Origin of the sequence: Solwaraspora sp. WMMD1047, from assembly GCF_029626155.1 — a bacterium.
Lineage (GTDB): Bacteria > Actinomycetota > Actinomycetes > Mycobacteriales > Micromonosporaceae > WMMD1047.
In genome coordinates this window covers 60,652-83,791 of record NZ_JARUBL010000001.1, presented here as the reverse complement: position 1 = coordinate 83,791, position 23,140 = coordinate 60,652, and the positions used below count along the sequence as shown (strand labels likewise).

19 protein-coding genes and 1 pseudogene are annotated in these 23,140 nt (G+C 73.1%); 13 read left to right on the top strand and 7 right to left on the bottom strand.

Translation table 11 applies throughout. The features are described from left to right. Positions 1-79: 79 nt before the first annotated feature. The 5 genes from O7627_RS00370 to O7627_RS00350 all read right to left on the bottom strand — a co-directional run bounded on the left by O7627_RS00370 (position 80) and on the right by O7627_RS00350 (position 5,584). On the bottom strand, positions 80-1,408 hold the full coding sequence (locus O7627_RS00370) for an adenylosuccinate synthetase (RefSeq protein WP_278091494.1): 1,329 nt from the start codon (positions 1,406-1,408) through the stop codon (positions 80-82). Next, positions 1,405-2,418: a hypothetical protein gene (locus O7627_RS00365; RefSeq protein WP_278091493.1), complete on the bottom strand. Its 1,014-nt coding sequence runs from the start codon at positions 2,416-2,418 to the stop codon at positions 1,405-1,407. Before O7627_RS00365 ends, O7627_RS00370 begins: the two co-directional genes overlap by 4 nt. 77 nt (positions 2,419-2,495) lie before the next feature. Next, a complete protein-coding gene (locus O7627_RS00360) occupies positions 2,496-3,500 on the bottom strand; it encodes a molecular chaperone DnaJ (protein WP_278091492.1) in 1,005 nt (334 codons plus the stop codon). After that, positions 3,497-4,249 carry an NUDIX domain-containing protein gene (locus O7627_RS00355; protein WP_278091491.1) on the bottom strand — a complete coding sequence of 251 codons (753 nt, stop codon included), beginning with the start codon at positions 4,247-4,249 and terminating at the stop codon, positions 3,497-3,499. Before O7627_RS00355 ends, O7627_RS00360 begins: the two co-directional genes overlap by 4 nt. A 153-nt stretch (positions 4,250-4,402) precedes the next feature. Beyond that, positions 4,403-5,584 (bottom strand): glycosyltransferase family 4 protein, encoded by a 1,182-nt coding sequence (locus O7627_RS00350; RefSeq protein ID WP_278091490.1) that lies wholly within the window; start codon positions 5,582-5,584, stop codon positions 4,403-4,405. A gap of 52 nt (positions 5,585-5,636) precedes the next feature. Here O7627_RS00350 and O7627_RS00345 point away from each other — a divergent pair, with 52 nt between their 5' ends. From O7627_RS00345 to O7627_RS00300, 10 genes are all read left to right on the top strand, one after another. After that, complete coding sequence (locus tag O7627_RS00345) at positions 5,637-6,497, top strand: DNA-formamidopyrimidine glycosylase family protein (protein ID WP_278091489.1); 861 nt, start codon at positions 5,637-5,639, stop codon at positions 6,495-6,497. Positions 6,498-6,859: 362 nt separating this feature from the next. After that, the gene (locus tag O7627_RS00340; RefSeq protein ID WP_278091488.1) at positions 6,860-8,371 is read left to right on the top strand and encodes a sugar transferase; all 1,512 of its coding nucleotides are present in this window, start codon (positions 6,860-6,862) and stop codon (positions 8,369-8,371) included. Between the two features lie 46 nt (positions 8,372-8,417). After that, positions 8,418-9,635 (top strand): histidine kinase, encoded by a 1,218-nt coding sequence (locus O7627_RS00335; protein ID WP_278091487.1) that lies wholly within the window; start codon positions 8,418-8,420, stop codon positions 9,633-9,635. 28 nt (positions 9,636-9,663) lie between these two features. Continuing rightward, positions 9,664-10,419 carry a LytTR family DNA-binding domain-containing protein gene (locus O7627_RS00330; protein ID WP_278098095.1) on the top strand — a complete coding sequence of 252 codons (756 nt, stop codon included), beginning with the start codon at positions 9,664-9,666 and terminating at the stop codon, positions 10,417-10,419. A gap of 146 nt (positions 10,420-10,565) precedes the next feature. Beyond that, the gene (locus O7627_RS00325; RefSeq protein WP_278091486.1) at positions 10,566-12,767 is read left to right on the top strand and encodes a carboxypeptidase regulatory-like domain-containing protein; all 2,202 of its coding nucleotides are present in this window, start codon (positions 10,566-10,568) and stop codon (positions 12,765-12,767) included. 135 nt (positions 12,768-12,902) lie between these two features. Beyond that, entirely contained in the window at positions 12,903-13,580 is a 678-nt protein-coding gene (locus tag O7627_RS00320; RefSeq protein ID WP_278091485.1) for a response regulator transcription factor, read from the top strand. Positions 13,581-13,639: 59 nt separating this feature from the next. Then, positions 13,640-14,704 (top strand): HAMP domain-containing sensor histidine kinase, encoded by a 1,065-nt coding sequence (locus O7627_RS00315; protein ID WP_278098094.1) that lies wholly within the window; start codon positions 13,640-13,642, stop codon positions 14,702-14,704. Next, positions 14,701-16,596: a DUF4153 domain-containing protein gene (locus O7627_RS00310; protein WP_278091484.1), complete on the top strand. Its 1,896-nt coding sequence runs from the start codon at positions 14,701-14,703 to the stop codon at positions 16,594-16,596. Before O7627_RS00315 ends, O7627_RS00310 begins: the two co-directional genes overlap by 4 nt. 30 nt (positions 16,597-16,626) lie before the next feature. Then, a complete protein-coding gene (locus O7627_RS00305) occupies positions 16,627-17,040 on the top strand; it encodes a DUF485 domain-containing protein (RefSeq protein ID WP_278091483.1) in 414 nt (137 codons plus the stop codon). Continuing rightward, positions 17,041-18,684, top strand: a complete 1,644-nt coding sequence (locus O7627_RS00300) for a cation acetate symporter (protein ID WP_278091482.1) — start codon at positions 17,041-17,043, stop codon at positions 18,682-18,684. It begins immediately after the preceding gene. Between the two features lie 22 nt (positions 18,685-18,706). On the opposite strand, the gene O7627_RS00295 is transcribed toward O7627_RS00300, so the two are convergent. Together O7627_RS00295 and O7627_RS00290 are read right to left on the bottom strand one after the other, a co-directional pair. Then, positions 18,707-19,519 carry a hypothetical protein gene (locus tag O7627_RS00295; protein WP_278091481.1) on the bottom strand — a complete coding sequence of 271 codons (813 nt, stop codon included), beginning with the start codon at positions 19,517-19,519 and terminating at the stop codon, positions 18,707-18,709. Continuing rightward, positions 19,512-20,012: a SigE family RNA polymerase sigma factor gene (locus tag O7627_RS00290; protein WP_278091480.1), complete on the bottom strand. Its 501-nt coding sequence runs from the start codon at positions 20,010-20,012 to the stop codon at positions 19,512-19,514. The genes O7627_RS00295 and O7627_RS00290 overlap by 8 nt, the downstream gene beginning before the upstream one ends. Before the next feature lie 124 nt (positions 20,013-20,136). Here O7627_RS00290 and O7627_RS00285 point away from each other — a divergent pair, with 124 nt between their 5' ends. From O7627_RS00285 to O7627_RS00275, 3 genes and pseudogenes are all read left to right on the top strand, one after another. Beyond that, positions 20,137-20,898, top strand: a complete 762-nt coding sequence (locus O7627_RS00285) for an ABC transporter ATP-binding protein (RefSeq protein WP_278091479.1) — start codon at positions 20,137-20,139, stop codon at positions 20,896-20,898. After that, on the top strand, positions 20,889-22,571 hold the full coding sequence (locus O7627_RS00280; RefSeq protein WP_278091478.1) for an ABC transporter permease: 1,683 nt from the start codon (positions 20,889-20,891) through the stop codon (positions 22,569-22,571). The genes O7627_RS00285 and O7627_RS00280 overlap by 10 nt, the downstream gene beginning before the upstream one ends. Before the next feature lie 30 nt (positions 22,572-22,601). Beyond that, positions 22,602-23,138: pseudogene (locus O7627_RS00275) on the top strand (flavin reductase family protein); the annotation flags it as partial. Positions 23,139-23,140: the final 2 nt, after the last annotated feature.

Genomic DNA, 23,140 nt, shown 5'->3' with positions numbered 1-23,140 from the left:
ACCGTAATCCCGAGATACCCCGATGTGACCCCGACAATCGCGAACGACCGAATGGCGGCGGACGGACCACACGTCCCGGTCACCCGGCCGGGGCCGTCAGCGCCGGTTCCCGCGCCCGGCCGTCGGACAGTCGCTTGTCCTCGGCCCGGGGGCCGGTGGACTCCAGCAGCACGGGTGCGCCGAGCAGCCCACCGATCGCGGCCGACCAGTCGTCCGGCCGGCTCAGCCGCGCCGGCCGGGCCCGCCCGAGCAGCGCGGTCAGCCCTTCCTGGTACGCCAGGTCACCCCGCTGTCCCGGGGTGATCTCGGTGCGGATTCCGTCGTCGACGGCGTACCCGGTGCAGACCCGCAGCCCCGGCGCCCGACCCGGCGCGTCCAGGTGGGTCACCGCCAGCCCGTCGACCCCGCCGGCCACCCGGACCGCGTACGCGTGGGCCGGCGCGTCGAAGTGGCCGACCCGGAACGCCCCCTGCCACGGCCCGGTCCCGTTGTGCGGCTCGGGCAGCTCCGCGGCCAGCGCCGGGTCCTCGGTGACGTGCGGCCCCGGGCCGTGCCGGGTGGTGTAGCTGCGCACCACGCCGAGCCGCAGCGCGTCCCGGCCGGCCTCGGCCAGCAGCGTCGCCGCGTTGTCGAAGGTCGTCGTCGACCAGGTGGTGTACGGGTGCCAGCCGAACCACTCGTCGAGCAACACCCCCTGGGCGCCCTCGAAGACGCATCGGCCGGCGGCGAGCAGCCGGCGCCGGGTGGCCGCGCCGTCGACCACCTCCACCGCCGCCCCGAACGCGGTGCACGCGGCCAGCACGTCGTCGACCGGCGGCGCGTCGAGGTCGCCGAGCTGGTCGGTGAGCCGGTCCCGGACGGCGGTCAGCAGCCGCCGCAGCCGGACCGGCGACCAGACGTCGCCGACCCGGGGCGCGTCGGCGTGCGCCAACGCGTACGCCATGGTTTCCCCGACGCCCATGCCGCACGAGCCGTGCCGGTCGCCGCCCCGCCGCCGCTCCCGGAGCTGGTTGGCCGCCCGGTGGTACGGGGTGGCCAGCAGCGCGTCGGCATCGACGGTGAGCAGGCCGAACGGCTCCGGCACCCCGAGCCCGACGAGGTGGGCCGCCTCGCTGGCGAGCGCCAGCGGGTCCACCACGACGAACCGCGACAGGTGGGTCGGCACCCCGTGCAGCGTGCCGGAGCCGAACTGGGCGAAGGTGTGGTGCCGGCCGTCGGCGGTGACCACGTTGTGCCCGGCCTGCGCGCCCCCGTTGAACCTGACCACCGCCGCCACGGCCGACCTGGTGCCTGGGTGGCCGTCGGTCGGGTTGGGGTCCGGCGCGCAGAGCCGGTCCACCACCGTGCCCTTGCCCGCGTCGCCGTAGCCGAGATCGACCACGGCGACGTGCTCGTCGGTGAGCCTCACAGCCGCACGTTCCCGCCGCCGTTACCCCGGCCGAAGCGGCCCGCGGTCCCTGCGTTCAGGCCGGGCAGGCCGGTCCGGACGACCGCGCCGCGGCCCCGGACGCCCGCCTCGCGCGACGCGCCGATCAGGGCCAGCGCCCGGCTGACCACGTCGCCGGTCCCGCCGCCGCCGACGTCGGCCAGGTCCCGCAGGCCCGCGTCGAGGTCGATGGCGTCCTCGGCCAGCCCGACGGTGAGCGCGATCGTTTCGCAGACCGCGTCCAGGTCGTCGAGTTCGATGACGTTCTGGCCGAGCAGGTCGCGCCAGCAGCCGAGCATCTGCGGGTCGCCGGCGTAGCTCGACCCGGACGGCAGGATGTAGTAGACGTCGTACCGTTGGCGCAGCTCCGCCACGATCGCCTCGACGGCGATCGGCTCGACCAGTTCGTCGCCGATGACCCGGCGTACCTCCTTCGGCTTGACCTGGCGGTACGGCATCTCGTCGCCGATCAGGAAGAGGTAGCCGCGCCGGCCCCGCTTGTCCATGCTGTCCAGCGCGGTGTGCCGGGCCAGGTAGTACATGGCAAGCTCGTACGACTCGGTGCGCTGGCCGCCGCCGCCACCCTCCAACACGATCCGGGCCAGGTCCTCGTCCATCCGGTTGTCCGACTCGAACTGGCCGACCTGCAGCGGCACCCGGTCGCAGGTGGCGTCGCCGACCGCGCCGAACATGATCTGCGGGTCCTTCGCGTAACCCTTGCGCTGTAGCAGGCCGAGCAGTTGCGGCAGCTTGGCCTGCAGCGTACGGGGCACCTTCCGCATCGAGCCGGTGACGTCGAAGAGGACGGCGATGGGCGTGCTGCGGGGGTGTTCGGCGCTGTCCCGGCTCTCCCGGCGGGCGCCCATCGGGTTCAGTGCGTCGTGCACGGTCCGGGCTCCGCTGTCGCTGTACGCGAAGGCGCTCCGGCCGGTGGCGGCGCGGTAGTTCGCGGCGGCGGTGTAGACGTCGGTCGACCAGTTTCCGCTTCCCATGGTGCTCTCCTCGGCTCGGTTGTCGTGGTTCTCGGCAGTGCCCTCGGTCGCGTCGGTGGTCCGGTCAGGTGTGGGGGTCAGGGCGGTTCCGGTGGCAGCACGAACGGGTGGAACCGGCGCGGGCCGTACAGGTCTTCGAGCAGGTCGTCGAGTTCGGCCAGCAGCCGCCAGGCGTCGGGCGGGCGCATCCGGGGCACCGGCAGCAGGCAGCCGTCCGCGAACCGGCGCAGGGCCGGGTGGGCGCGGGCGCCCATCAGCCGGCGCATCGTCTGCGCGGCCAGGTAGATGTCGGTGGCCGGCGAGGCGGGTTGCCGGGCCGGCACCTCGGGTGGGTAGTCGTCGCGGTGCCGGGCGACCAGCGCCGGCACGTGGTCGCCGTCGCGGAGCACCGAGTAGCACCAGTCGACGAGCACCAGGCCGTGTTCGTCGGGGTGAATGAGGACGTGTTCGGCGACGACCGCCCCGTGCACCACGCCGGCCCGGTGGGCGTAGCCGAGCGCGACCAGCAGCCGCCGCCACATCCAGGCCGCGTCGCGCGGATCGACTCCGGCCGGCAGCCGCCGGCCGACCTCGGCCAGGCTGACGAAGCCCCGGCAGTGCACGACGATGTTCGCCGTGCGGCGGGCGCCGGTCGACGGCTCCTCCTGGACGAAGCTCTCGACCAGGCGCGGCACGTAGGCGTGGAATTTCGGGTCACCCTGCCGGTCCAGCCTGGTGAGTGCCGCAGCCTCCCGGGCCATCAGGTCGTTGTCGGTCACTCCGCGGGGCACCTTCAGCAGCGCCTCGCCCCGGTCGTGGCGCAGCTCGTACAGGTTGGCGAGGTCGCCGGCGGCGACCTGGGCGCCGACGGTGTAGCGGCCCCGCCGGGTGGTCAGCACCGTGCCCGGTCCGCCGCGCTCGGCCCACAGGGTGGAAAGCCGGGCGAATGCCTCGGTGGCGACCCGGTCCTGCCCGGGTGGCGCGAAGTCCGGGTGCACCAGCTTCACCCATCGGCGGTACGCCCGCGCCGGCTCCGCCCCGCCGAACAGGTCGTCCGGGGTGCGGGCGGTACGCACCCGGGCCGCCGCTTCGACGAAGTTCATCCGGCACCGCCCGGTCGGGTCGGCCGCAGCAGCGCCGGTTGCAGGGTCGTCGCGTCGCCGGCCCGGTAGAGCCGGGCCTTCGGGCCGCCCCGCTCGCCGCCCCGGCTGGTGGTCGTCCCGGTGTCCACCACGAAGCCGGGGACGGAGAGCACCTTGCGGTGGAAGTTCGCCGCGTGCGGCTCGTCGCCCCAGACGGCGGTGTAGACGCCGCGCAGCTCGCTCATGGTGAACTCGGCGCCGACGAAGGCGGTCGCGAGCGGGGTGTACTCCAGCTTGGCGCGGACCCGCTCCAGCCCGTCGGCGAGAATCGCGTCGTGGTCGAAGGCGAGGCCGCGCGCCTCGGTGGTCGGCACCCAGGCCGCCGCGGCGGCGTCGCTGCCGGCCCGGGGGTCCGGCAGGGCCGGCGCGAAGGCGAGGTACGCGATCGAGATGACCCGCATCCGGGGGTCCCGCCCGGGGTCGCCGTAGCTGCGCAACTGTTCGAGGTGCACCCGGTCGAGGCTGTCCGCCCCGGGCCGCAGCCCGGTCTCCTCGGCCAACTCCCGGACGGCCGCCGCGTCGATCGGCTCGTCCCGGACGAAGCCGCCGGGCAGCGCCCGCCAGCCGGCGAAGGGCGGCTCGGCCCGCTCGACGAGCAGCACGTGCAGCGCCTGGTCCCGGATGGTCAGCGCCACCACGTCGACGGTCACCGCGACCGGAGGAAACGCCCTCGGGTCGTACTCCCGCAGAAACTCCAACTCGTCCCGCACCGCATCCACCCTACTAGTCATACTCAACCTGAGAAGATCTCAACATGAGAAGATCGTAGGAGCGAGATCTCCCCGAGTCAAGATCGCCGCACGGTCAGACCGTCCCGACCTTCAACCACCTCTTGACCGACCACACCCATCGGATGGTCGGCGTCACATACACGCGTCGCCGGCGAGGGTGGCGTACACGTCGATCAGGCGCTTGGTGACCACGTCGGGGTGGAAGGTGCGCTCGTAGCGCGACCGGGCGGCCGCCGCGAGCCCGGCGGCGCCGGACCGGGCCACCGGCAGCGCGGCGGCCAGCGCCGCCGGCTCGGGTGGCACCACCCAACCGGCGGCGGTCGCCGGGTCGTCCAGCCCGATCAGGTACGGGATGCCGCCGAGCGCGGTGCCGAGCACCGGCCGGCCGGCGGCGAGCGCCTCGATCACCACCGTCGGCAGGACGTCGTGCCAGGTGGAGGCGGCGATCACCACCGCGCTGTCGCGCAGCGCGGCGGCCACCCCGGGCCGGTCCAGCGAGCCGAGGTAGTGCACGTCGGCGCGCTGCGCGGCGGCGGCCTCGACGAGCGGGCGCAGTTCGCCGTCGCCGCCGATCCGCAGCGGCCCGAGGGCGCCGTCCGGGTGCCGACGCCAGGCGTCCAGCAGCAGGTCGAGGCCCTTCTCCGGGGAGAGCCGGCCGAGGAAGAGAAAACCGTCGCCGAGCGGCACCGGCGGCCCCGGATCGGGGATGGCGTTCGGTTTGACCACGATCCGGTCGGCCGGGATGCCGTACCCGCGCAGGTGGTCGCCGATCGCCGAGGTGAGGGCGAGGTAGCGGTCCACCGACCGCCAGGTCGGGCGGTGCACGGCCAGCGCCGTGGCCATCAGCGCGCTCTGCGCGGCCGAGCCCCGATAGCAACGGTGCACCACTGCCGGCACCCCGAACGCCCGGCCGGCGCAGTCCTGACAGACCTTCCCGTCCCGGAAGTAGATCCCGGAGGAGCAGACCTGCCGGTAGTTGTGCACGGTCTGCACCACCGGCACGTCGTGCCGGTGCGCGGTCCGCACCACCCAGGGCGACAGCAGCGGGTACGGGTTGTGCAGGTGCAGCACGTCCGGACGGTGGGTGGTGATCAGGCGGGACAGCTCCCGTTGCGCGGCCGGCGCGTAGATCGGCGAGACGGGCAGCAGCGCCTTCGCTGGCCGGGACATCGCCGGGATCTCGTCCGAGCTGCGCAGGAACGGGACCACCTCGACGCCGGCCGCGGTGAGCTGCTCGATCTCCTGGTCGACGACCGTGTTCTCACCGGAGGGCTGGGCAGAGCGGTACCGGTTGTGCGCCACGACCACCTTCACGGGGTCAGACGCTACCGTTACTCCTGGAACCCGGGTCGGTGGAGGTGACGGCGTGCCGGAGCTGCCGGAGGTGGAGGCGCTCGCCGGCTATCTGCGCGAGCGCGCGGTCGGCCGGCGGGTCGACCGGATCGAGGTCGCCGCGATCAGCGCCCTGAAGACGTACGACCCGCCGCCGACCGCGGCGGCCGGGCGGGCGGTCGTCGACGCGGGGCGGCACGGCAAGTTCCTCGACCTGGTGCTCGACGGCGGGCTGCACCTGATCACCCACCTGTCCCGGGCCGGCTGGCTGCACTACCGGGAGGCGTTCGCCGCGGCCGTCCCGCTGAAGCCCGGCAAGGGTCCGATCGCGTTGCGGGTCCGGCTCGACGACGGTTCCGGCTTCGACCTGACCGAGGCGGGCACCCAGAAGCGGCTGGCCGCGTACCTGGTCACCGATCCGACGCTGGTGCCGGGGGTGGCCCGGCTCGGGCCGGACGCGCTCGGCGCCGACCAGGCGACCTTCGCCGAGCGGCTGCGCGGCCGGCGCGGTCAGGTGAAGGGGGTGCTCACCGACCAGGAGGTGCTCGCCGGGATCGGCAACGCGTACTCGGACGAGATCCTGCACACCGCCAAACTGTCGCCGTTCGCGATCACGAACCGGATCCCGGACGAGAAGATGGCGGCGCTGTACGCGGCCACCCACGAGGTGCTCGGCGACGCGGTCCGCCGCTCGCTGGGGCAACGGGCCGCCGAGCTCAAGGGAGAGAAGCGGTCCGGCCTGCGGGTGCACGGCCGCACCGGGCTGCCCTGCCCGGTCTGCGGCGACACCGTGCGGGAGGTCTCGTTCGCCGACTCCAGCCTGCAGTACTGCCCCGGCTGCCAGACCGGCGGGAAACCACTCGCGGATCGACGCCTCTCCCGGCTCGTCCGGTGACGGAGGGTGACCGGCGACGGCGGTTGGTGACCCGGCAGTAACAGAGAGGTAAAAACCGCCCACCGGGCAATGAATCGCCCACTGCCGACCCCGCCGCCATGCGCCGGCATCGGTATAGTGGCCCGGGTCCATGGCGCGCCAGTCGATCAGTCGGATCGACCGCCGCGCGGGGCCCGCACCACGAAGGCGGTGGGCGTAATGTCCGTCGGGTCAACGTTGCACCGCAGACCGCGTGGGAGACTGGGACGGTGGGCGACCCGAGCCCTTATGGCGAGTGGCCGGCACGTGTCATGCGGGAGGACGTAGCCGAGGTGACGACAAGCCTCCAGCGCCCGATTACTGGCACCGGCCGGAGTGGACCGGTGCGGCACGTCGACAGCTTCGAAATTCAGGCACCCGTGCCGCAATCGCCCAACGGGGTTCCCCGCTCCGCCTGGGCGAAGGGCCGTCGGCGGGTCTCCCGATGGCACCAGCCGTACACCGCCATCCTGCTGCTGCTCGACTTCGGCGCCGCCGTGCTGGCGAGTTGGATCTCCATCTCCCTGTTCGAGAAGGCCACCGCCGGCTTCAGCGACGCCAACGACGACCCGACCTGGTTCCACACGGTCACCTACCTGCTGCTGCCGCTCGGCTGGCTGATCGTGCTCTGGGGCACCGGCGCGTACGACCGGCGGTATCTCGGGCTCGGCACCGACGAGTTCAAGCGGGTCATCCGGGCCTCGGTCACGGTCGCGGCCAGCGTCTCGTTCCTCGCCTTCGCCACCAAGACCGACCTGTCACGACTCTCGGTGGCCACCGCGCTGCTGGGCGCGATGATCCTGATCCTGTTCTTCCGCTACCTGGCCCGCTACGTGCTGCACACGGTCCGGAAGAAGATCCGGCACGCGGCGCACCGGATGGTGCTGGTCGGCACCCTGCCGGAGGCCCTGGAGGTCTACACCGCCGTCACCCGCAGCCCGGCCGCCGGGCTGATCCCGGTCGCCATCCACCTCACCGACGGCTACGCCGCGGCCCGAGGCATCGAGACCCCGGTGCCGGTCTACGCCGGTCGGGACGTGCTCGGGCTGGTCCGGGAGGTCGGCGGCGACACCATCGCGGTGTGCGGGTCGGCCAGCGCCGAGCCCGGGGAACTACGCCGGCTCGCCTGGCAACTGGAGGGTTCCGGCATCGACCTGGTGGTCGCGCCGCAACTGACCGACATCGCCGGCCCCCGGGTGCACATCCGGCCGATCGAGGGCCTGCCGCTGCTGCACGTCGAGGAACCGACGCTGTCCGGCCCGGCGCTGCTGGCGAAGAACCTGATGGACCGGGTCGCGGCCGGCCTCGGGCTGCTCCTGCTGGCCCCGCTCTTCGTCGCGATCGCGATCGCGATCCGGATCTCCGACCCCGGCCCGGTCTTCTTCCGGCAGCCCCGGGTCGGCCACGAGGGTCGCACCTTCCGGGTCTGGAAGTTCCGGACCATGTACGTGGACGCGGAGGACCGCCTCGCCGGCCTGGTCGACCAGAACGAGACCGACGGCATGCTCTTCAAGATCAGGCAGGACCCCCGGGTCTTCCCGATCGGCCGGTTCCTGCGGGCCAGCTCCCTCGACGAACTACCCCAGTTGATCAACGTACTCTGGGGGGAGATGTCGCTGGTCGGGCCGCGACCGCTGCCCGCCGACGACGGCGACTTCCTCGGCGACGTCCGGCGACGCCTGCTGGTCCGTCCCGGGATGACCGGTCTGTGGCAGGTCTCCGGCCGGTCGGACCTCTCCTGGGACGAGGCGGTCCGGCTCGACCTCTACTACGTCGACAACTGGTCGTTGGCGTACGACCTGAGCATCCTCTGGCGCACCATCGGCGTCGTGCTGGCCCGCAAGGGCGCCTACTGACCGACCCACCTTTGCGCGCGGCCCGGTGACCGGCAAAGATCTGTCCGTGGGGGCCAACCTTTCCGCGCTGCTGGCGGTGCTCGCGCTGATCAGCGCGCTGGCCGCCGCCCTGTTCGCCGTGGTCCGGCTGCGGGCGCGGCGGGGCATCGCCACGGCCACCCAGCGCGCCACCTACGACGTACTGCACACCGCCGGGCTGGCCGCCGAGCCGCTGCGGGCCGGGCTGAACCCCACCACCGCCACCAAGGCGGTACGACACCTGCGGGCCCTGGTCGGCGCGGCCGGACTCGCCCTGGTCGACCGGACCGACCTGCTCGCCATCGACGGACGGGGCAGTCACCACGCCGGCCAGTTCCTGGCCGCCGCCGGCCGGGCGATCGAGACCGGGCGATCCACCGTGCTCGGCGTGCCGGAGCTGCCCTGCGACCGGATCGACTGCCCGGTCCGGGGGGCCGTCCTGGCGCCGTTGGTGGCGGCGGACGGCCTGCCGGCCGCGGTGCTGGTGGCGATCGCCGACGACCAGCCGGCCCCCGGGCTGGTCCAGGCCACCCTGGAGACCGCCCACTGGGCCGGCGCCCAGCTCGCCCTCGCCGAGCTCGACTCGTCCCGGGAGCGGCTGGCCCGGGCCGAGGTGCGGGCGCTGCGGGCCCAGATCAGCCCGCACTTCATCTACAACGCGCTCTCCGCGATCGCCTCGTTCGTCCGGACCGACCCGGAGCGGGCCCGCGAGCTGATCCTGGAGTTCGCCGAGTTCACCCGCTACTCCTTCCGGGCGCACGGCGAGTTCACCACGCTCGCCGAGGAGCTGCGCTCCATCGACCGGTACCTCACCATCGAACGCGCCCGGTTCGGCGAACGGCTCCAGGTCCGGCTCCAGATCGCCCCCGAGGTGCTCCCGGTCAGCCTGCCGTTCCTCTGCCTGCAGCCACTGGTCGAGAACGCAGTACGGCATGGCCTGTCCCGCAAACCCGGCCTCGGTATGGTGAGCATCGAGGCCCGCGACGCCGGCGCGGAGTGCCACATCACCGTCGAGGACGACGGCGTCGGAATGGACCCGGCGTCGCTGGTCACCGGCATCGCCGAGGCGAGCCGCTACGCGGGTGACGACGCCGGAGCGCACGTCGGCCTGTCGAACGTCGACGAACGGCTCCGGTCGGTCTTCGGCGACCAGTTCGGGCTGGTGGTGGAGACCGGCCCGGGATCGGGTACGAAGGTGAGCATGCGGGTGCCGAAGTTCCACCGGCACGTACGGGCGAGTGCGTGATCGGATGCGAAACGTGGACGGAGGCACGGTGACCGGTTTCCTGCGGGTGCTGGCGGTGGACGACGAGCCGCCCGCCCTCGACGAGCTGGCCTACCTGCTGCGCGCCGACCCGAGGGTGTCCCGGCTGCACACCGCCTCCGACGCGACCGAGGCGCTGCGGGTGCTGCGCGACACCGACATCGACGCGGTCTTCCTCGACATCCGGATGCCGGGCCTGGACGGCATGGAGCTGGCCCGGGTGCTGCGTCGGTTCGCCCGCCCGCCCGCGATCGTCTTCGTCACCGCGTACGACGACGGCGCGGTGGACGCCTTCGACCTCGGCGTCACCGACTACGTCCGCAAGCCGGTCCGCGCCGAGCGGCTGGCCGAGTCGCTGCGCCGGGTGGTCGGCTCCCGGGTGGTGCCGGCACACCCGGCGGCGATGGCCCGCGCCGAGGACGACCCGACCATCCCGGTGGAGCTGGCCGGCACCACCCGGATGCTGCCCCGCTCCGCGGTGCGCTGGGTGGAGGCCCAGGGCGACTACGCCCGGCTGCACACCGCCGAGGGCTCCCACCTGGTACGCGTACCGCTGGCCACCCTCGCCGAACGGTGGGCCGACGCCGGCTTCGTCCGCATCCACCGCTCCTACCTGGTGCAGTTGCGGCTGATCGCCGAGCTACGGCTGGCCAACTCCGGCTACGTGGTGGTGGTGGACGACACTGAGCTGCCGGTCAGCCGCCGGCACACCCGGGAGCTGAAGGACAAACTGGTCCGAGCGGCCAAACAGGACTGGAACCGCTAGCGTACCGGCCGTTCGGCCGACGCCAAGATCCCCGTCGATCACCTATGGTTCCGATGTCGACGCGGCGAACGGGGCGCGCGGGTCGACGCTCGCACCATGATCCGCCGGTCCGGTCGCCCCGCCACCAGCACTCCACTGAGGACGACATGCGACTCGCATCCCCACGCCGGGCCGCCCTGACGGGCGCGCTGATCGGCGTACTCCTGCTCACCGGGTCACCCCCCGCGCAGGCCGCCGCGACCGGTTCGATCACCGGCCGCCTGACCACCAGCACCGGAGCCCCCGCCGCCAACGCCTGGGTGGTGGCCTACGACGAACAGGACTGGAACTCGGTCAGTTGGACCGAGACCGACGCGAACGGCGACTACACGGTCGACGGGCTTCCCGGCGGCTCCTACCTGGTCAGCTTCGAACTGCAGGGCCAGCCGCAGCAGTACCACCACCGGAAGACCGACATCTGGGACGCCGATCCGGTGACGGTGACCGATGGGGCGACCATCACCGTCAACGAGCAACTCTTCGCCACCGGTACGATCACCGGCCAGATCCGCAACGCCGACGGCACCCCCCGTGCCGATCTGCTGGTGACCGCCCGCAATCCGGAGACCTTCGACAGCAACTACGGGTTGACCGACTCGGACGGGCGGTACCGGATCCCGGTCCTGCCCGGCGCGCACCAGGTGTCGTTCGAGCCGATCGAGGGCAGCTACCAGACCCAGTACGTGCCCGGTCAGCTGGCGGAGTCCAGTGGGCAACTGTTCGAGGTGGCCGAGGACGCGGAGGTGACCGTCGACGACACCATCCTTGCGGTCGGCAGCCTGTCGGGGCGGTTCACCAACGCCGCCGGGCAGCCGCTGGTGGGCGCGTACATCGACGTCAGCACGGCCGCTGAGCAGGGCTGGGCGGGTGTCTACGCGGAGACCGACGGCAACGGCGAGTTCAGCGTCCCCGAGATTCTGGTCGGGTCGTACACGCTCAGCTTCTCGCATGGCGACCGGGTGCAGTTCTACCAGGGCAAGCTGACCATCGAGGAAGCCGACGCCTTCACCGTGTCGGCGGGCGCGAACACCCACCTCACCGACAGCCTGGCGCGAACCGGGTCGGTGCGGGTGACGGCCGTCGACGCGGTCACCGGCGCGCCGGTCCCGCACTTCTGTGTCAGTCCCGGTGACTGCGGCTCCGGTGGCACGGTAACCGTGACGGACCTGCCTCAGGGCCGGCACCAGTTCTCCGTCTACACCGAGGACGGCAATTACTTCTCCCTGGACACCGAGCCGGTCGAGGTCCGCGCCGACCAGACCACGGCCGTGACGGTACGGCTGCGTCCGGCCGCCCGGATAACGACCACGGTGGTCGACCGGCAGACCGGTAATCCGGTGGCGAACGTCTGCGTCCAGGTGCACCGCACGCACGCGCCCTCCCGTCCCGACGGAGACGGGTACTGCACCAACACCGCGGGCCGGGTCACCATCGGATACCTGGAGAAGGGCTCTTACCATCTCTTCGTCGATCCGGGCGAGACCGCGTACGGCGCACAGTGGGTCGGGGCGGCCGGCGGCACCGGCGATCAGCGGGCCGCCGCGACGATCGTGGCCCAGGCCGGCGCCACCGTCACCGCGCCGACCGTTCGGCTCGACCAGGCCGGCGTGATCACCGGCCGGGTGACCGACGCGGCGACCGGGGCTCCGATCGACTCGGCCCAGATCAACCTGCTCACCGCCCACCCGGGAGTGGGAGCGGCCAGCAAGGCTGTGACCGACGCCGACGGACGGTACCGGGTGACCGGACTCGGCCCGTACGCGTGGCCGTTGTTGTTCGACCACTACGAGTACACGTCGCACTGGTCGGGCGGCGCCACGGACCGGTACTCGGCGACGCCGATCCAGGTGACCGCCGGCGGGACCGCCACCCACGACACCGCCCTGGGAGCCGGCACGGAGGTCCGGGGCACGGTCACCAACCAGCACGGGGTCGCTTCCGACGGCGGCTACGTCATCGCCCGGCACGTCGACACCGGCGACATCGTCGGCTCGGGTTGGATCGACGGCGGCAACTACACGCTGAGCGCGCTCGGTCCGCAGTCGGTCTACCTGACCTACGACGCCTCGTTCGGTGAGGACTTCTACAGCGGCAGCACCAACGGTGCTGCGGTCACGCCGCGCAAGCCGATACCGGGTATCCCGGGAGCACCGAAGGTGGGTGCTCGTACCGCGCCCTCGACCGCCGGAGCCGGCGGTGGGGCCGTGGCGCTGCTGGAGTCACCCCGCAAGCCGCCCCGGCAGCCAGGGGTGTACCCGGTGCCGGCCAGCGGCACCCTGGTCGTCAACGTCGTGGTGCAGACGAGCTGACCGCGGACGCATCGGGCCGGCGGCGACCTGCCATCGGCCCGGTGCTCCGGCGGGCGGACTCCCGTGCGGAGGTCTGCACAGTTCGTTCACATCACCCGCCGCCGGTCTGCACGGGTGCTGCCTAGAGTCCAGGGCATGACGCAACGGCGGATCCTGGTGGTCGAGGACGAACGCACCATCGCCGACTCGGTCGCCGCCCGGCTGCGGGCCGAGGGTTACGCGGTCCAGGTCGCCGGCGACGGGCCGACCGCCGTCGCCGCGGTCCGCGCCAGCCGGCCGGACCTGGTCGTGCTCGACGTGATGCTGCCCGGCTTCGACGGGCTGGAGGTGTGCCGGCGGATCCAGGCCGACCAGCCGATGCCGGTACTGATGCTCACCGCCCGCGATGACGAGACCGACCTGCTGGTGGGGCTGGCCGTCGGCGCCGACGACTACCTGACCAAGCCGTTCTCACTGCGGGAGTTGGCCGCCCGGGTGCATGCTCTGCTGCGCCGGGTGGACCGGGCCGCCGACAGCGCCCGGCAGGTGCTCCGGCTCGGCGACCTGGAGATCAACCAGGCCGAGCGGCGGGTCAGCCGGGGTGGGGTCGAGGCGCATCTGACCCCCACTGAGTTCGACCTGCTGGTGCATTTCGCCGGCCGACCGCGCGCGGTGCTGCCCCGGGAGCGGCTGCTGACCGAGGTGTGGGGCTGGGCCGACCCGGCCGGTACCCGGACCGTCGACAGTCACGTCAAGGCCTTGCGCCGCAAGCTCGGCGCGGACCTGATCCGCACCGTGCACGGGGTCGGCTACGCCCTGGAGGTACGACCGTGACGGGTCCGTCCGCCCGGCGCGGTGGGCTGGTCCGGGTGGTGGAGCTGCTCGCCTCGGCGATGGACCTGCTGCCCCGGCCGCTGGATCCGATCCGGTCGATCAAGCTGAAGCTCGGCATCCTGCTGGTCGCCTCGGGCGCGGCGGGACTCGTCATCTTCCGGTTCGGGGTCGGTTGGCTGCCGCCGGTGACGTCGCTGACCGCGATCTGCGTCGCGCTGCTCACCTCCCAGGTGCTCGCCCACGGCATGACCTCCCCACTGCGGGAGATGACCGCCGCCGCCCGGGCGATGGCCCGCGGCGACTACACCCGCCGGGTGCGGTCCACCTCCCGGGACGAGGTGGGCGAGCTGGCGACGGCCTTCAACCAGATGGCCGGCGATCTGGCCGCCGCGGACCAGCGCCGCCGGGAGCTGATCGCCAACGTGTCGCACGAGCTGCGTACGCCGATCACGGCGTTGCAGGGGGTGCTGGAGAACATCGTCGACGGGGTGGCCGAGCCGGAGCCGGCCACGCTGCGGGTGGCGTTGGCGCAGACCGAACGGCTCGGGCATCTGGTGGCCGATCTGCTCGACCTGTCCCGGCTGGATTCCGGCGTGGTGCCGCTGCGCCGGGTCGAGATAGACGTCGCGGACTTCCTGGACGAGGCGGTGCAGCAGGCGGCCGTGAGCGCCACCGGGGCCGGTCGGGAGGTCACCTTCCGGATCGAGGCGCCGGTGCCGTCGCTCACCATCGCCGCCGACCCGGGCCGGCTGCACCAGGTCTTCGCCAACCTGCTGGACAACGCCGCCCGGCACAGCCCGGCGGGTGGGGTGGTGGTCGTCTCCGTCGAGCGGCGCGACGGCCAACTGCGCTTCGACGTGGTCGACGCCGGCGACGGCATTCCGGCTGAGGAGCGGACCCGGGTGTTCGAGCGGTTCAACCGGGGCGACCGGGCCACCGGCGGCGGCACCGGCCTGGGTCTGGCGATCGCCCGGTGGGTGGTCGAGCTGCACGGCGGGACCATCGTCGCGATCGATCCGCCCGAAACCACCGGCCCGTCGGGCGCCGGCTGCCGGATCCAGGTACGCCTACCGCTGGCCGCCGCCCCCGCCACCGCCTTCTCCCCCGCATCGGAGGACCGATGACCGGCACCCCGACCCCGGACCCTGCCGCCGCCCCGAAACAGCTGCCGCCACAGCCGGTGCCGCCACAGCCGGTGCCGCAGGAACAGGCGATGCCGGCCCAGCCGACGCCGCAGGAAACAGCGGTGCCGGAACAGGCGCTGCGGGAACAGGCGCCGCCGGAACAGGCGCCGCCGAAGCAGGCACCGTCCACGCAGCCGCCGCCAAAACAGGCACCCTCGAAGCCGGCGACTGCCGGGCCTGCACCGCTGAAACCGGCGGCCGCCCCGGTCGCGCCCTCGGCGATCCGGCGGCGCTGGCCGGGTCCGGCTGGCCCGGCCCGGCCGGTGGTAGTCGGCGTCGCGCTGGCCGCCGCCGCCGTCAGCGCGGTCAGCATTCCACTGGACCAGGTCGGGGTGGGCTGGCTGGTCGGGGTACTCGCCGGCACGGTGCTGGTCGCGGTGGCCGGCTGGCCAGGTCTCGTACTCGGCGCCACGGGGGCGCCGAGGGTGACCCGGCTGCTCGACGCCCGACTGTTCTGGGTGCTCGCCACGGTGGCACTGGTCGGCGTGGGCGCGGTCCGGGCCGCCGGTTGGCTCTTCGTGCTCTGTCTGGTCACGGCGGGGGTGACGGCCTGCCTGTCGGTGACCGGCGGCCGCTCGGCCCTCGGGATGCTGCTCAGCCTGGTCATCCCACCCGCCTCGGTGGTGCGCGCGGTGCCCTGGACGCTCGCCGGACTCGGCGCCCGCCCGCATCCCGCCGGCCAGACCCGACCCACCCCGACCACCACCGGCCAGAGCGGAACCACCCCGACCGCCGCCGGATCGGACCCGGCGTCGACCGGGCAACCGGGCCGACCGGGCCGATCCGACAAGTCCGGTTCCGGCGATCGGGGAGGGCTGGGACGGGTGCTGGCCAGCGTCGCCGTCTCGGTGGTTCTGCTGGTGGTCTTCGGCGCCCTCTTCGCCTCCGCCGACGCGGCGTTCGCCGACCTGCTCGGCGCGGCGTTGCCGGCGGTTTCGGTCCCCACCCTGGTCCGCTGGGTGTTCCTGTTCGTCGTCGTGGGCGGCTGGCTGCTCGGCGCGGCCTACCTGCTGGCCCGGCCGCCCGACCTCGGTGGGCTGGGCGGCCGGGAACCGCGTCGCGTCCGGCGCTGGGAATGGGCCGTTCCGCTGGCCCTGCTCGACGCACTGTTCGCCCTCTTCGTCCTGGTCCAGATCACCGTGCTCTTCGGCGGGGCGGCCCACGTCCTGGAGACCTCCGGGCTCACCTACGCGGAGTACGCCCGGGGCGGCTTCTGGCAACTGGTGGTGGTCTCGGTGCTCACCCTCGCGGTGCTCGCCGGCGCGGCCCGCTGGGCGCCCCGGGCCGACCGGACCGACCGACTGTTGATCCGGCTGCTCCTCGGCACGCTGGCACTGCTCAGCCTCGTCATCGTCGGCTCGGCGCTGTTCCGGATGAACGTCTACGTCGAGGCGTACGGGGCGACCCGGCTCCGGTTGCTGGTCACGGCGTGTGAACTCTGGATCGGGCTGGTGTTCGGGCTCGTTCTCGTCGCCGGGGTGCGGCTACGGGCCGGCTGGCTGCCCCGGGTGGCGGTCGGCACCGCCGTGCTGGCACTACTCGGCCTCGCCGTGATCAACCCGGACCGGCTGATCGCCCGGACCAACATCGACCGGAGCGACACCAGCCAACTCGATCTGGGGTACCTGTCGGAGCTGTCGGCCGACGCGGTGCCGGAGCTGGACCGCCTGCCGGCACCGGACCGCAACTGCGTGCTGACCGATATCGCCCGGCGGCTCGATTCGGATGACTGGCGGGAGGCGAACCTGGGCCGGGCGGAGGCCCGCCGGATCATCGCCGCCCGCCCGTTCACCTCAGTCGACCCGAGCTGCCGGTTCGTGCGGCGCTCTTGACATTCGGCCGGCGGTGGCGAGACTGCCGGAGTGACCGAAGCCACCGACCAGCCGCCCGACCGGGATGGGCCGCCACCAGCGCGGCGTACCCGGATCGTGCTGGCCGAGGTGACCCGGCGTGGTCCCGGGCACGACGGCACCCGGGCCGAGTTGACCGAGCAGACCCGGGTCGGCGAGGCGCTGGTCCGGGGTCTGGTCCGGGCCCAACTCGCGCTGGCCGTCCGGCTCTCGCTGGTGGTGATCATCGGATTGGGTGGGCTGCCGCTGCTGTTCGCCGTCGCCCCCACGGTCGGCACCGTCAAGCTGGCCGAGGTCAACCTGCCCTGGCTGCTGCTCGGTGTCGCGGCGTTCCCGTTCCTGGTCGCGGTCGGTTGGGCGTACGTGCGGTTGGCCGAGCGCAACGAGCAGGACTTCACCGACCTGGTCCAGCGGCCGGAGCGCTAGGTGACGAACCCGTACGTGGTGTCGGCGATCGCCGTGGTCACGGTCGCGACCATCGCGATCGGTTTCTACGGGCTGAAGCTGGCCCGGACCACCTCAGACTTCCTGGTCGCCTCCCGCACGGTCAGCCCGACCTGGAACGCGGCGGCGATCGGCGGGGAGTACCTGTCGGCGGCGTCCTTCCTCGGCATCGCCGGCCTGATCCTCAAGTACGGCGTGGACGTGCTCTGGTATCCGGTCGGGTTCGCCGCCGGCTACCTGGCGCTGCTGCTCTTCGTGGCCGCTCCGCTGCGCCGGTCGGGTGCCTTCACGCTGCCCGACTTCTGCGAGGTACGGCTCGGCTCGCGGTGGCTGCGGAAGCTGGCCACCCTCTTCGTGGTCTTCATCGGCTGGCTCTACCTGGTCCCCCAGCTGCAGGGCGCCGGCCTGACCCTGGCCACCGTGACCGGCGCGCCGTACCTGCTCGGGTCGCTGCTGGTCGGGGTGGTGGTCACCACGAACGTCGCCCTCGGCGGGATGCGCGCGGTCACCTTCGTGCAGGCGTTCCAGTACTGGCTGAAGCTGACCGCGCTCGCCGTACCGGCGATCTTCCTGGCCCTGCAGTGGCAGTCCGACGGCCGGCCGGCGGTCACCCCGCCGGACGGCACGACCTTCCGGAGCGCGATCACCGTCGTGGTCGAGGAGCCGGCGACCCTCACCCTCGCCGACGGCACCATCCGGGAGGTACGCCCCGGCGACGAGCTCTCCTTCGCCGCCGGCGACCCGGTGCCGGCGGTCTCCAGCGTGGCCGCCGCCGAAGGGCTGGACTGGCTGCTGCCGAGCACCGGCGACAGCGACGACCACGGGTTGTTCGCGACGTACTCGCTGATCCTGGCGACCTTCCTCGGCACGATGGGGCTGCCGCACGTACTCGTGCGGTTCTACACCAACCCCGACGGCGCAGCCGCCCGCCGGACGACGCTCGTGGTGCTCGCCCTGGTCGGCGCCTTCTACCTGTTCCCCACCCTGTACGGGGTGCTCGGCCGGATCTACACCCCGCAGCTGCTGCTCACCGGGCGGACCGACGCGGTGGTGGTGCTGCTGCCCGGCGCCGCGCTCGGTGGCGGGCTGCTCGGGCAGCTGATGGCCGCCCTGGTCGCGGCCGGCGCGTTCGCGGCCTTCCTCTCCACCTCGTCCGGGCTGCTCACCAGCGTGGCCGGGGTGATCTCCACCGATGGTCTGGGGCGCGGTTCGGTCCGGGACTTCCGGCTGGCCACCCTGGTCGGCGGGGCGGTGCCGGTGGTGCTGGCGTTGAACGTCTCCGGGCTGGACGTCTCCCAGGTGGTCGGGTTGGCCTTCGCGGTCGCCGCGTCGAGCTTCTGCCCGCTGCTGGTGCTGGGCATCTGGTGGCGCGGCCTGACCGACCTGGGGGCCGCCGCCGGCATCCTGGCCGGCGGCGGCGCCTCGGTGCTGGCGGTGCTGGTGACGGTGCTCGGTCCACCGCTGACCGGCTGGCCGGCCACGCTGATCGCGCAGCCGGCCGCCTGGACCGTTCCGCTGGCCTTCACGGTGATGGTGGCGGTGTCGATGGCCACCCGCCGCCGCACCCCCGTGGACGTGGGCGCCACCATGCTGCGCCTGCACGCGCCGGAGGCGCTGCGGCTGTAGACAGCCGCAGCGCCCCCGACGCTCAACATTCGGTGCCGGCGCAGAGCCGATCGGCTGCCCGCTCACCCAGTCGGGTCGCCGCCGCCTGGTCGGGTTGCCCGCTCCGCCACACCGTGGTGACCAGATCGTCCTGCCGGACCACGACGTACAGCGACACCAGACCTCCCGCGTCGAACTGGATGACCAGGGACTCCTCACCCGCGAAATCCTCATCGAGTACCGAGAAGCGATCGCTGCAGGATTCGACGCCGGCCCGGACCCGGTCCAGGTACCTGGCGGCGTTCTCGTCGCGGTACCGCTTCGCCTCCTGTAGCACCCCCACCTGCGGGCTACGAAACGCCACATACCGATCAGCGACGTGCGGCAACCCGAACGCGTTCCAGCTCTGCTCGCAGAGCGAGGCGGCGAAGGCGAGTGTCCAGTCACCTTCCCCCCTGCTCAACGCCTCCTGCTGGAAGCCGGTGGGCAGGTCGGAAAGCTGCAGCATCGCTTCGGCCGGAATGGTCGGCGACGACCCTCTCGACTCCGCAGAGGGCCCGTCGGGCGGCACGCTCGGTGGCGGTGTCGTCGGAACGGCAGGCGGATTCGGGCTCGGGGTCGGGCTGGGGGTGGGCGAGTTGGTGGCTGGTGGCGGGGGCACCGGGCCGACGTCCGGGCGGCCGGCCAGGGCCACCACGCCGGACGCGACCACTGCGACCGCGACCGCGCTGGCGAGCACGGTGCCGGCCGCCAGCCGGCGGGAGCGCTGCCGGCCACGCCGGCGCACCTGCTCCGTCGGCGCCCAGTGCAGCTGTTCGGTGTCCCGGTACAGGTTGTCGAAGAGCGGTTCAGGCATTGCTGACCTCCTCGGGGAGGGTGGTGCCGAGCAGTTCGGCAAGCGCCCGGCGGCCACGGGCCAACCGGGCCTTGACGGTGTTGGCCGGTGCGCCGGTCTGTCGGGCGACGTCGGCGACCGGCAGGTCGAGCAGGTGGTGCAGGACGATCGCGGTGCGCTGGTCGGCCGGCAGCCGGCGCAGCGCGGTGACCAACGCCACGCCGTCCTCGGACGGGGCGGCGGTGGGGTCGGCCGGGCCGTGCCGCCGGTACGCGGCGAAGCCGTTGCGTATCTTGCGCCAACGATTCATCAGCAGCCGGTGTCCCACCGTGCGCACCCAGGCCTCCGGATCGTCGTAACCGCCGATCCGATCCCAGCGTTGCCAGGCCCGGGCGTACGCCTCCTGAGCGGCGTCCTGCGCCTCATGCAGGTCACCGCCGAGGGCGTAGAGCACGGTCACGGTCCGGTGCCGGGTGCTCTGGTAGAAGTCCTCGAACGCGTCTTCCGCCGGCATCCGTCCTCCCCCCTTCTCGGTTGTCTACGGCTAGCACCCGCTGGCCGCCCGGTTGGTTGCTGTCAGGTGCTCGTCACCTCCGGTCGCCGGACACCGCCGGGACCGGGGCGGTTACGGTCGTGTCATGACTGGTGCTGAACAGGCCGCCCTCACGCTGCGCGGGTTGGTCAAACGGTTCGACGCCAAGGTGGCGGTGGCCGGGGTTGACCTGGACGTTCCGGCCGGGTCCTTCTACGGGCTGCTCGGCCCGAACGGGGCCGGCAAGACCACCACCCTGTCGATGGCGATCGGGCTGCTGCGGCCGGACGCCGGGAGCGCCCGGGTGCTCGGCCACGACGTCTGGGCGGATCCGGTCGGCGCGAAGCGGCTCTTCGGCGCGCTGCCCGACGGGGTACGCCTCTTCGACCGGCTCAGCGGCGCCGAACTGCTCGCGTACCACGGGTTGTTGCGGGGGATGGACCCGGCGGTGGTGGATCAGCGGGCCCGGGAGCTGCTGGACGTCCTCGCGCTCACCGACGCCGGGAAGACCCTGGTGGTGGACTACTCGGCCGGCATGAAAAAGAAGATCGGGCTGGCCTGCGCGCTGCTGCACGGACCCCGGCTGCTGGTCCTGGACGAGCCGTTCGAGGCGGTCGACCCGGTCGCCGCCGCCCTGATCAGGGACATCCTGCAGCGGTACGTCGCCGGGGGCGGGACGGTGATCTTCTCCAGCCATGTGATGGAGGTGGTCGAGCGGCTCTGCAGCCATGTGGCGATCCTCGCCGAGGGCACCATCAAGCGGGTCGGCACGCTGGCCGAGGTCCGCGGCGACCGGTCGCTGGAGGAGATCTTCGTCGAGGTGGTCGGTGGCCGGACCGCCACCGGCGAGGAGCTGGCATGGTTGTGACCGGGCCGGCCCCGACCGAACCGGTCGGCGGTCGACGGCCGGTCTCGGCCCGGCACTTCGTCCGGCTCAAGCTGCGGGTGATGGGCAACGGGTTCCGGGGTCAGGGTTGGCGGATCGGGCTGTTCATCGGCGGGATCGTGACCGGCCTCTGGTTGGCCACCACCGGTTTCCTGCTCCTCGCGCTGCCCGGCCTGGCCGACAGCCGGACCATGGCGGAGGTCTCGGCCAGCCTCGGCGGCGGCCTGCTGGTGCTCGGCTGGACGCTGCTGCCGCTGGTCTTCTTCGGCGTCGACGAGACGCTCGACCCGGCCCGCTTCGCGCTGCTGCCGGTGGGGCGCCGGATGCTTGTCCTCGGGATGCTGGTGGCGGCCCTGGTCGGGGTGCCGGCGGCGGCGACGCTGCTCGCCTCGGCCGGGCTGGTGGTGACGGCGGCGACGTTCGGCGGTTGGAGCGCCGCGCTGGTCACGGCCGTCGGGGTGGTGGCCGGGGTGGTGCTCTGCGTGGCGGCCAGCCGGGCGGTCACCAGTGCCTTCGCCAGCATGCTGCGGTCCCGGCGGGTCCGGGACCTGGCAGCGGTGCTGCTCGCCGTCTTCGCCGCGCTCCTCGCGCCGCTGCAGTTGTTCGCGGCGAACGCCCTGGGACAGGCCGACCTGGGCCGGCTGGCGGGGGTGGCCCGAATCGTCGGCTGGACGCCGTTCGCCGCGCCGTACACGCTCGGCATCGACCTCGCCCTCGGGCGCGGCTGGGCGGTGCCGCCGAAGCTGCTGATCACGGCACTGACCCTCGGCCTGCTGCTGTGGTGGTGGTCGCGGTCGCTGGAGTCGGCGATGGTCGGCACGGTCAGCGCCGCGCCTGGCCGGGCGGGCCGGGAGCGCCCGGTGACCGGGGCGGTGGCGCAGCTCTTCCCGGCGATCGTCCGGTGGCTGCCCCGCGACCGGCACGGCGCACTTGTCGCCCGGGAGGCGCGGTACTGGTGGCGGGACAGCCGGCGGCGGGCGAACCTGATCACGCTCGCGGTGATCGGCGTCTTCGTGCCGGCGATCGTCAACGTCAGCGGCCAGGGCGCGCCCGGTGGCGGCTTCGACGCGTCCGCCCCGCTGGTCAGCTTCTCCATGATCACCGTCGGGGTGCTGGCGGCGGTCACCCTGGCCAACCAGTTCGGCTTCGACGGCAGCGCGTACGCGGCCAATGTGATCGCCGGGGTGCCCGGGCGGGTGGAGCTCACCGCCCGGGTGGTCGGCTTCTCGCTGTACATCGTTCCGCTGCTGCTGGTGATCGCGGTCGGGCTCGGGCTGTTCCTGGGCGAGCCGGGCTGGATCGGGGTGCTGGTCGGCACCCTGTTCGCCGCGTACGGCTGCGGGCTGGCGGTCAACCTGTTCATCTCGGTGCTGGGCGCGTACGCGCTGCCGGAGACGAGCAACCCGTTCGCGATCAACACCGGCGCCGGGATGGCGCGCAGCCTGCTGAGTTTCGTCGCCATGGCGGCCACCGGGGCGGCTGCGCTGCCGATGCTGGTGGCCACGGTGCTGCTCGGCGACGTCTGGCTCTGGTTGGCGCTGCCGGTCGGTCTCGGGTACGGCGTGGCGGCGGCGGCGCTCGGCACCTGGCTGGCCGGCGACCTCGTCGACCGGCGGATGCCCGAACTCCTGGTCACCGTCACGCCCCGCCGCTGACCGCGCAGAATGGTGCGAATGAGCCAGTCCGAGCCGGGTGCCCAGATCCACCACACCGATCCGTTCGCCACCCCGGACCGGGAGCGTTCGCCGCTGCGCCGGTTCCGTGGCCGACTGCCGGCGGCGGTGACGCTCTGGACGGCCGCCGGCTCGGGCGGTGCCCGGCCCGGCGGGCTCACGGTCTCGTCGACGACCGTCGCCGACGGGGAACCGGGCCGGCTGCTCGGCCTGATCGACGAGGAGTCGGAGTTCTGGGCGGCGGCCGAGTCCGCCGGCCGGTTCGCCGTCGCGCCGCTCGGTCCGGCGCACCGGCAGCTCGCGGACCGGTTCGCGGGGCTGTTCCCGGCGCCGGGCGGACTCTTCGCCGAGCCGGCGGAGTGGACGTCGACGGCGTACGGGCCGGTGCCGGTGGGCGCTGGCGGCTGGCTGGGCTGCCGGCTGGACGCCGCCCGGGAGTTTGGCTGGTCGTTGCTGGTCGAGGCGACGGTCGAGGTGGTCGAACTGGTCGACGGGACCGGCCCGCTGGTGCACTACCGCGGTCGCTACCGGGAGCTGACCGGACACTGACC

What these genes read in the sequence shown, in the direction of transcription:
- O7627_RS00325 (WP_278091486.1), top strand. Translation starts at nt 10,566, where the DNA reads ATGCGACTCGCATCCCCACGCCGGGCCGCCCTGACGGGCGCGCTGATC.
- O7627_RS00310 (WP_278091484.1), top strand. Translation starts at nt 14,701, where the DNA reads ATGACCGGCACCCCGACCCCGGACCCTGCCGCCGCCCCGAAACAGCTG.
- O7627_RS00290 (WP_278091480.1), bottom strand. Translation starts at nt 20,012, where the DNA reads ATGCCGGCGGAAGACGCGTTCGAGGACTTCTACCAGAGCACCCGGCAC.
- O7627_RS00360 (WP_278091492.1), bottom strand. Translation starts at nt 3,500, where the DNA reads ATGAACTTCGTCGAAGCGGCGGCCCGGGTGCGTACCGCCCGCACCCCG.
- O7627_RS00315 (WP_278098094.1), top strand. Translation starts at nt 13,640, where the DNA reads ATGGACCTGCTGCCCCGGCCGCTGGATCCGATCCGGTCGATCAAGCTG.
- O7627_RS00285 (WP_278091479.1), top strand. Translation starts at nt 20,137, where the DNA reads ATGACTGGTGCTGAACAGGCCGCCCTCACGCTGCGCGGGTTGGTCAAA.
- O7627_RS00280 (WP_278091478.1), top strand. Translation starts at nt 20,889, where the DNA reads ATGGTTGTGACCGGGCCGGCCCCGACCGAACCGGTCGGCGGTCGACGG.
- O7627_RS00365 (WP_278091493.1), bottom strand. Translation starts at nt 2,418, where the DNA reads ATGGGAAGCGGAAACTGGTCGACCGACGTCTACACCGCCGCCGCGAAC.
- O7627_RS00320 (WP_278091485.1), top strand. Translation starts at nt 12,903, where the DNA reads ATGACGCAACGGCGGATCCTGGTGGTCGAGGACGAACGCACCATCGCC.
- O7627_RS00295 (WP_278091481.1), bottom strand. Translation starts at nt 19,519, where the DNA reads ATGCCTGAACCGCTCTTCGACAACCTGTACCGGGACACCGAACAGCTG.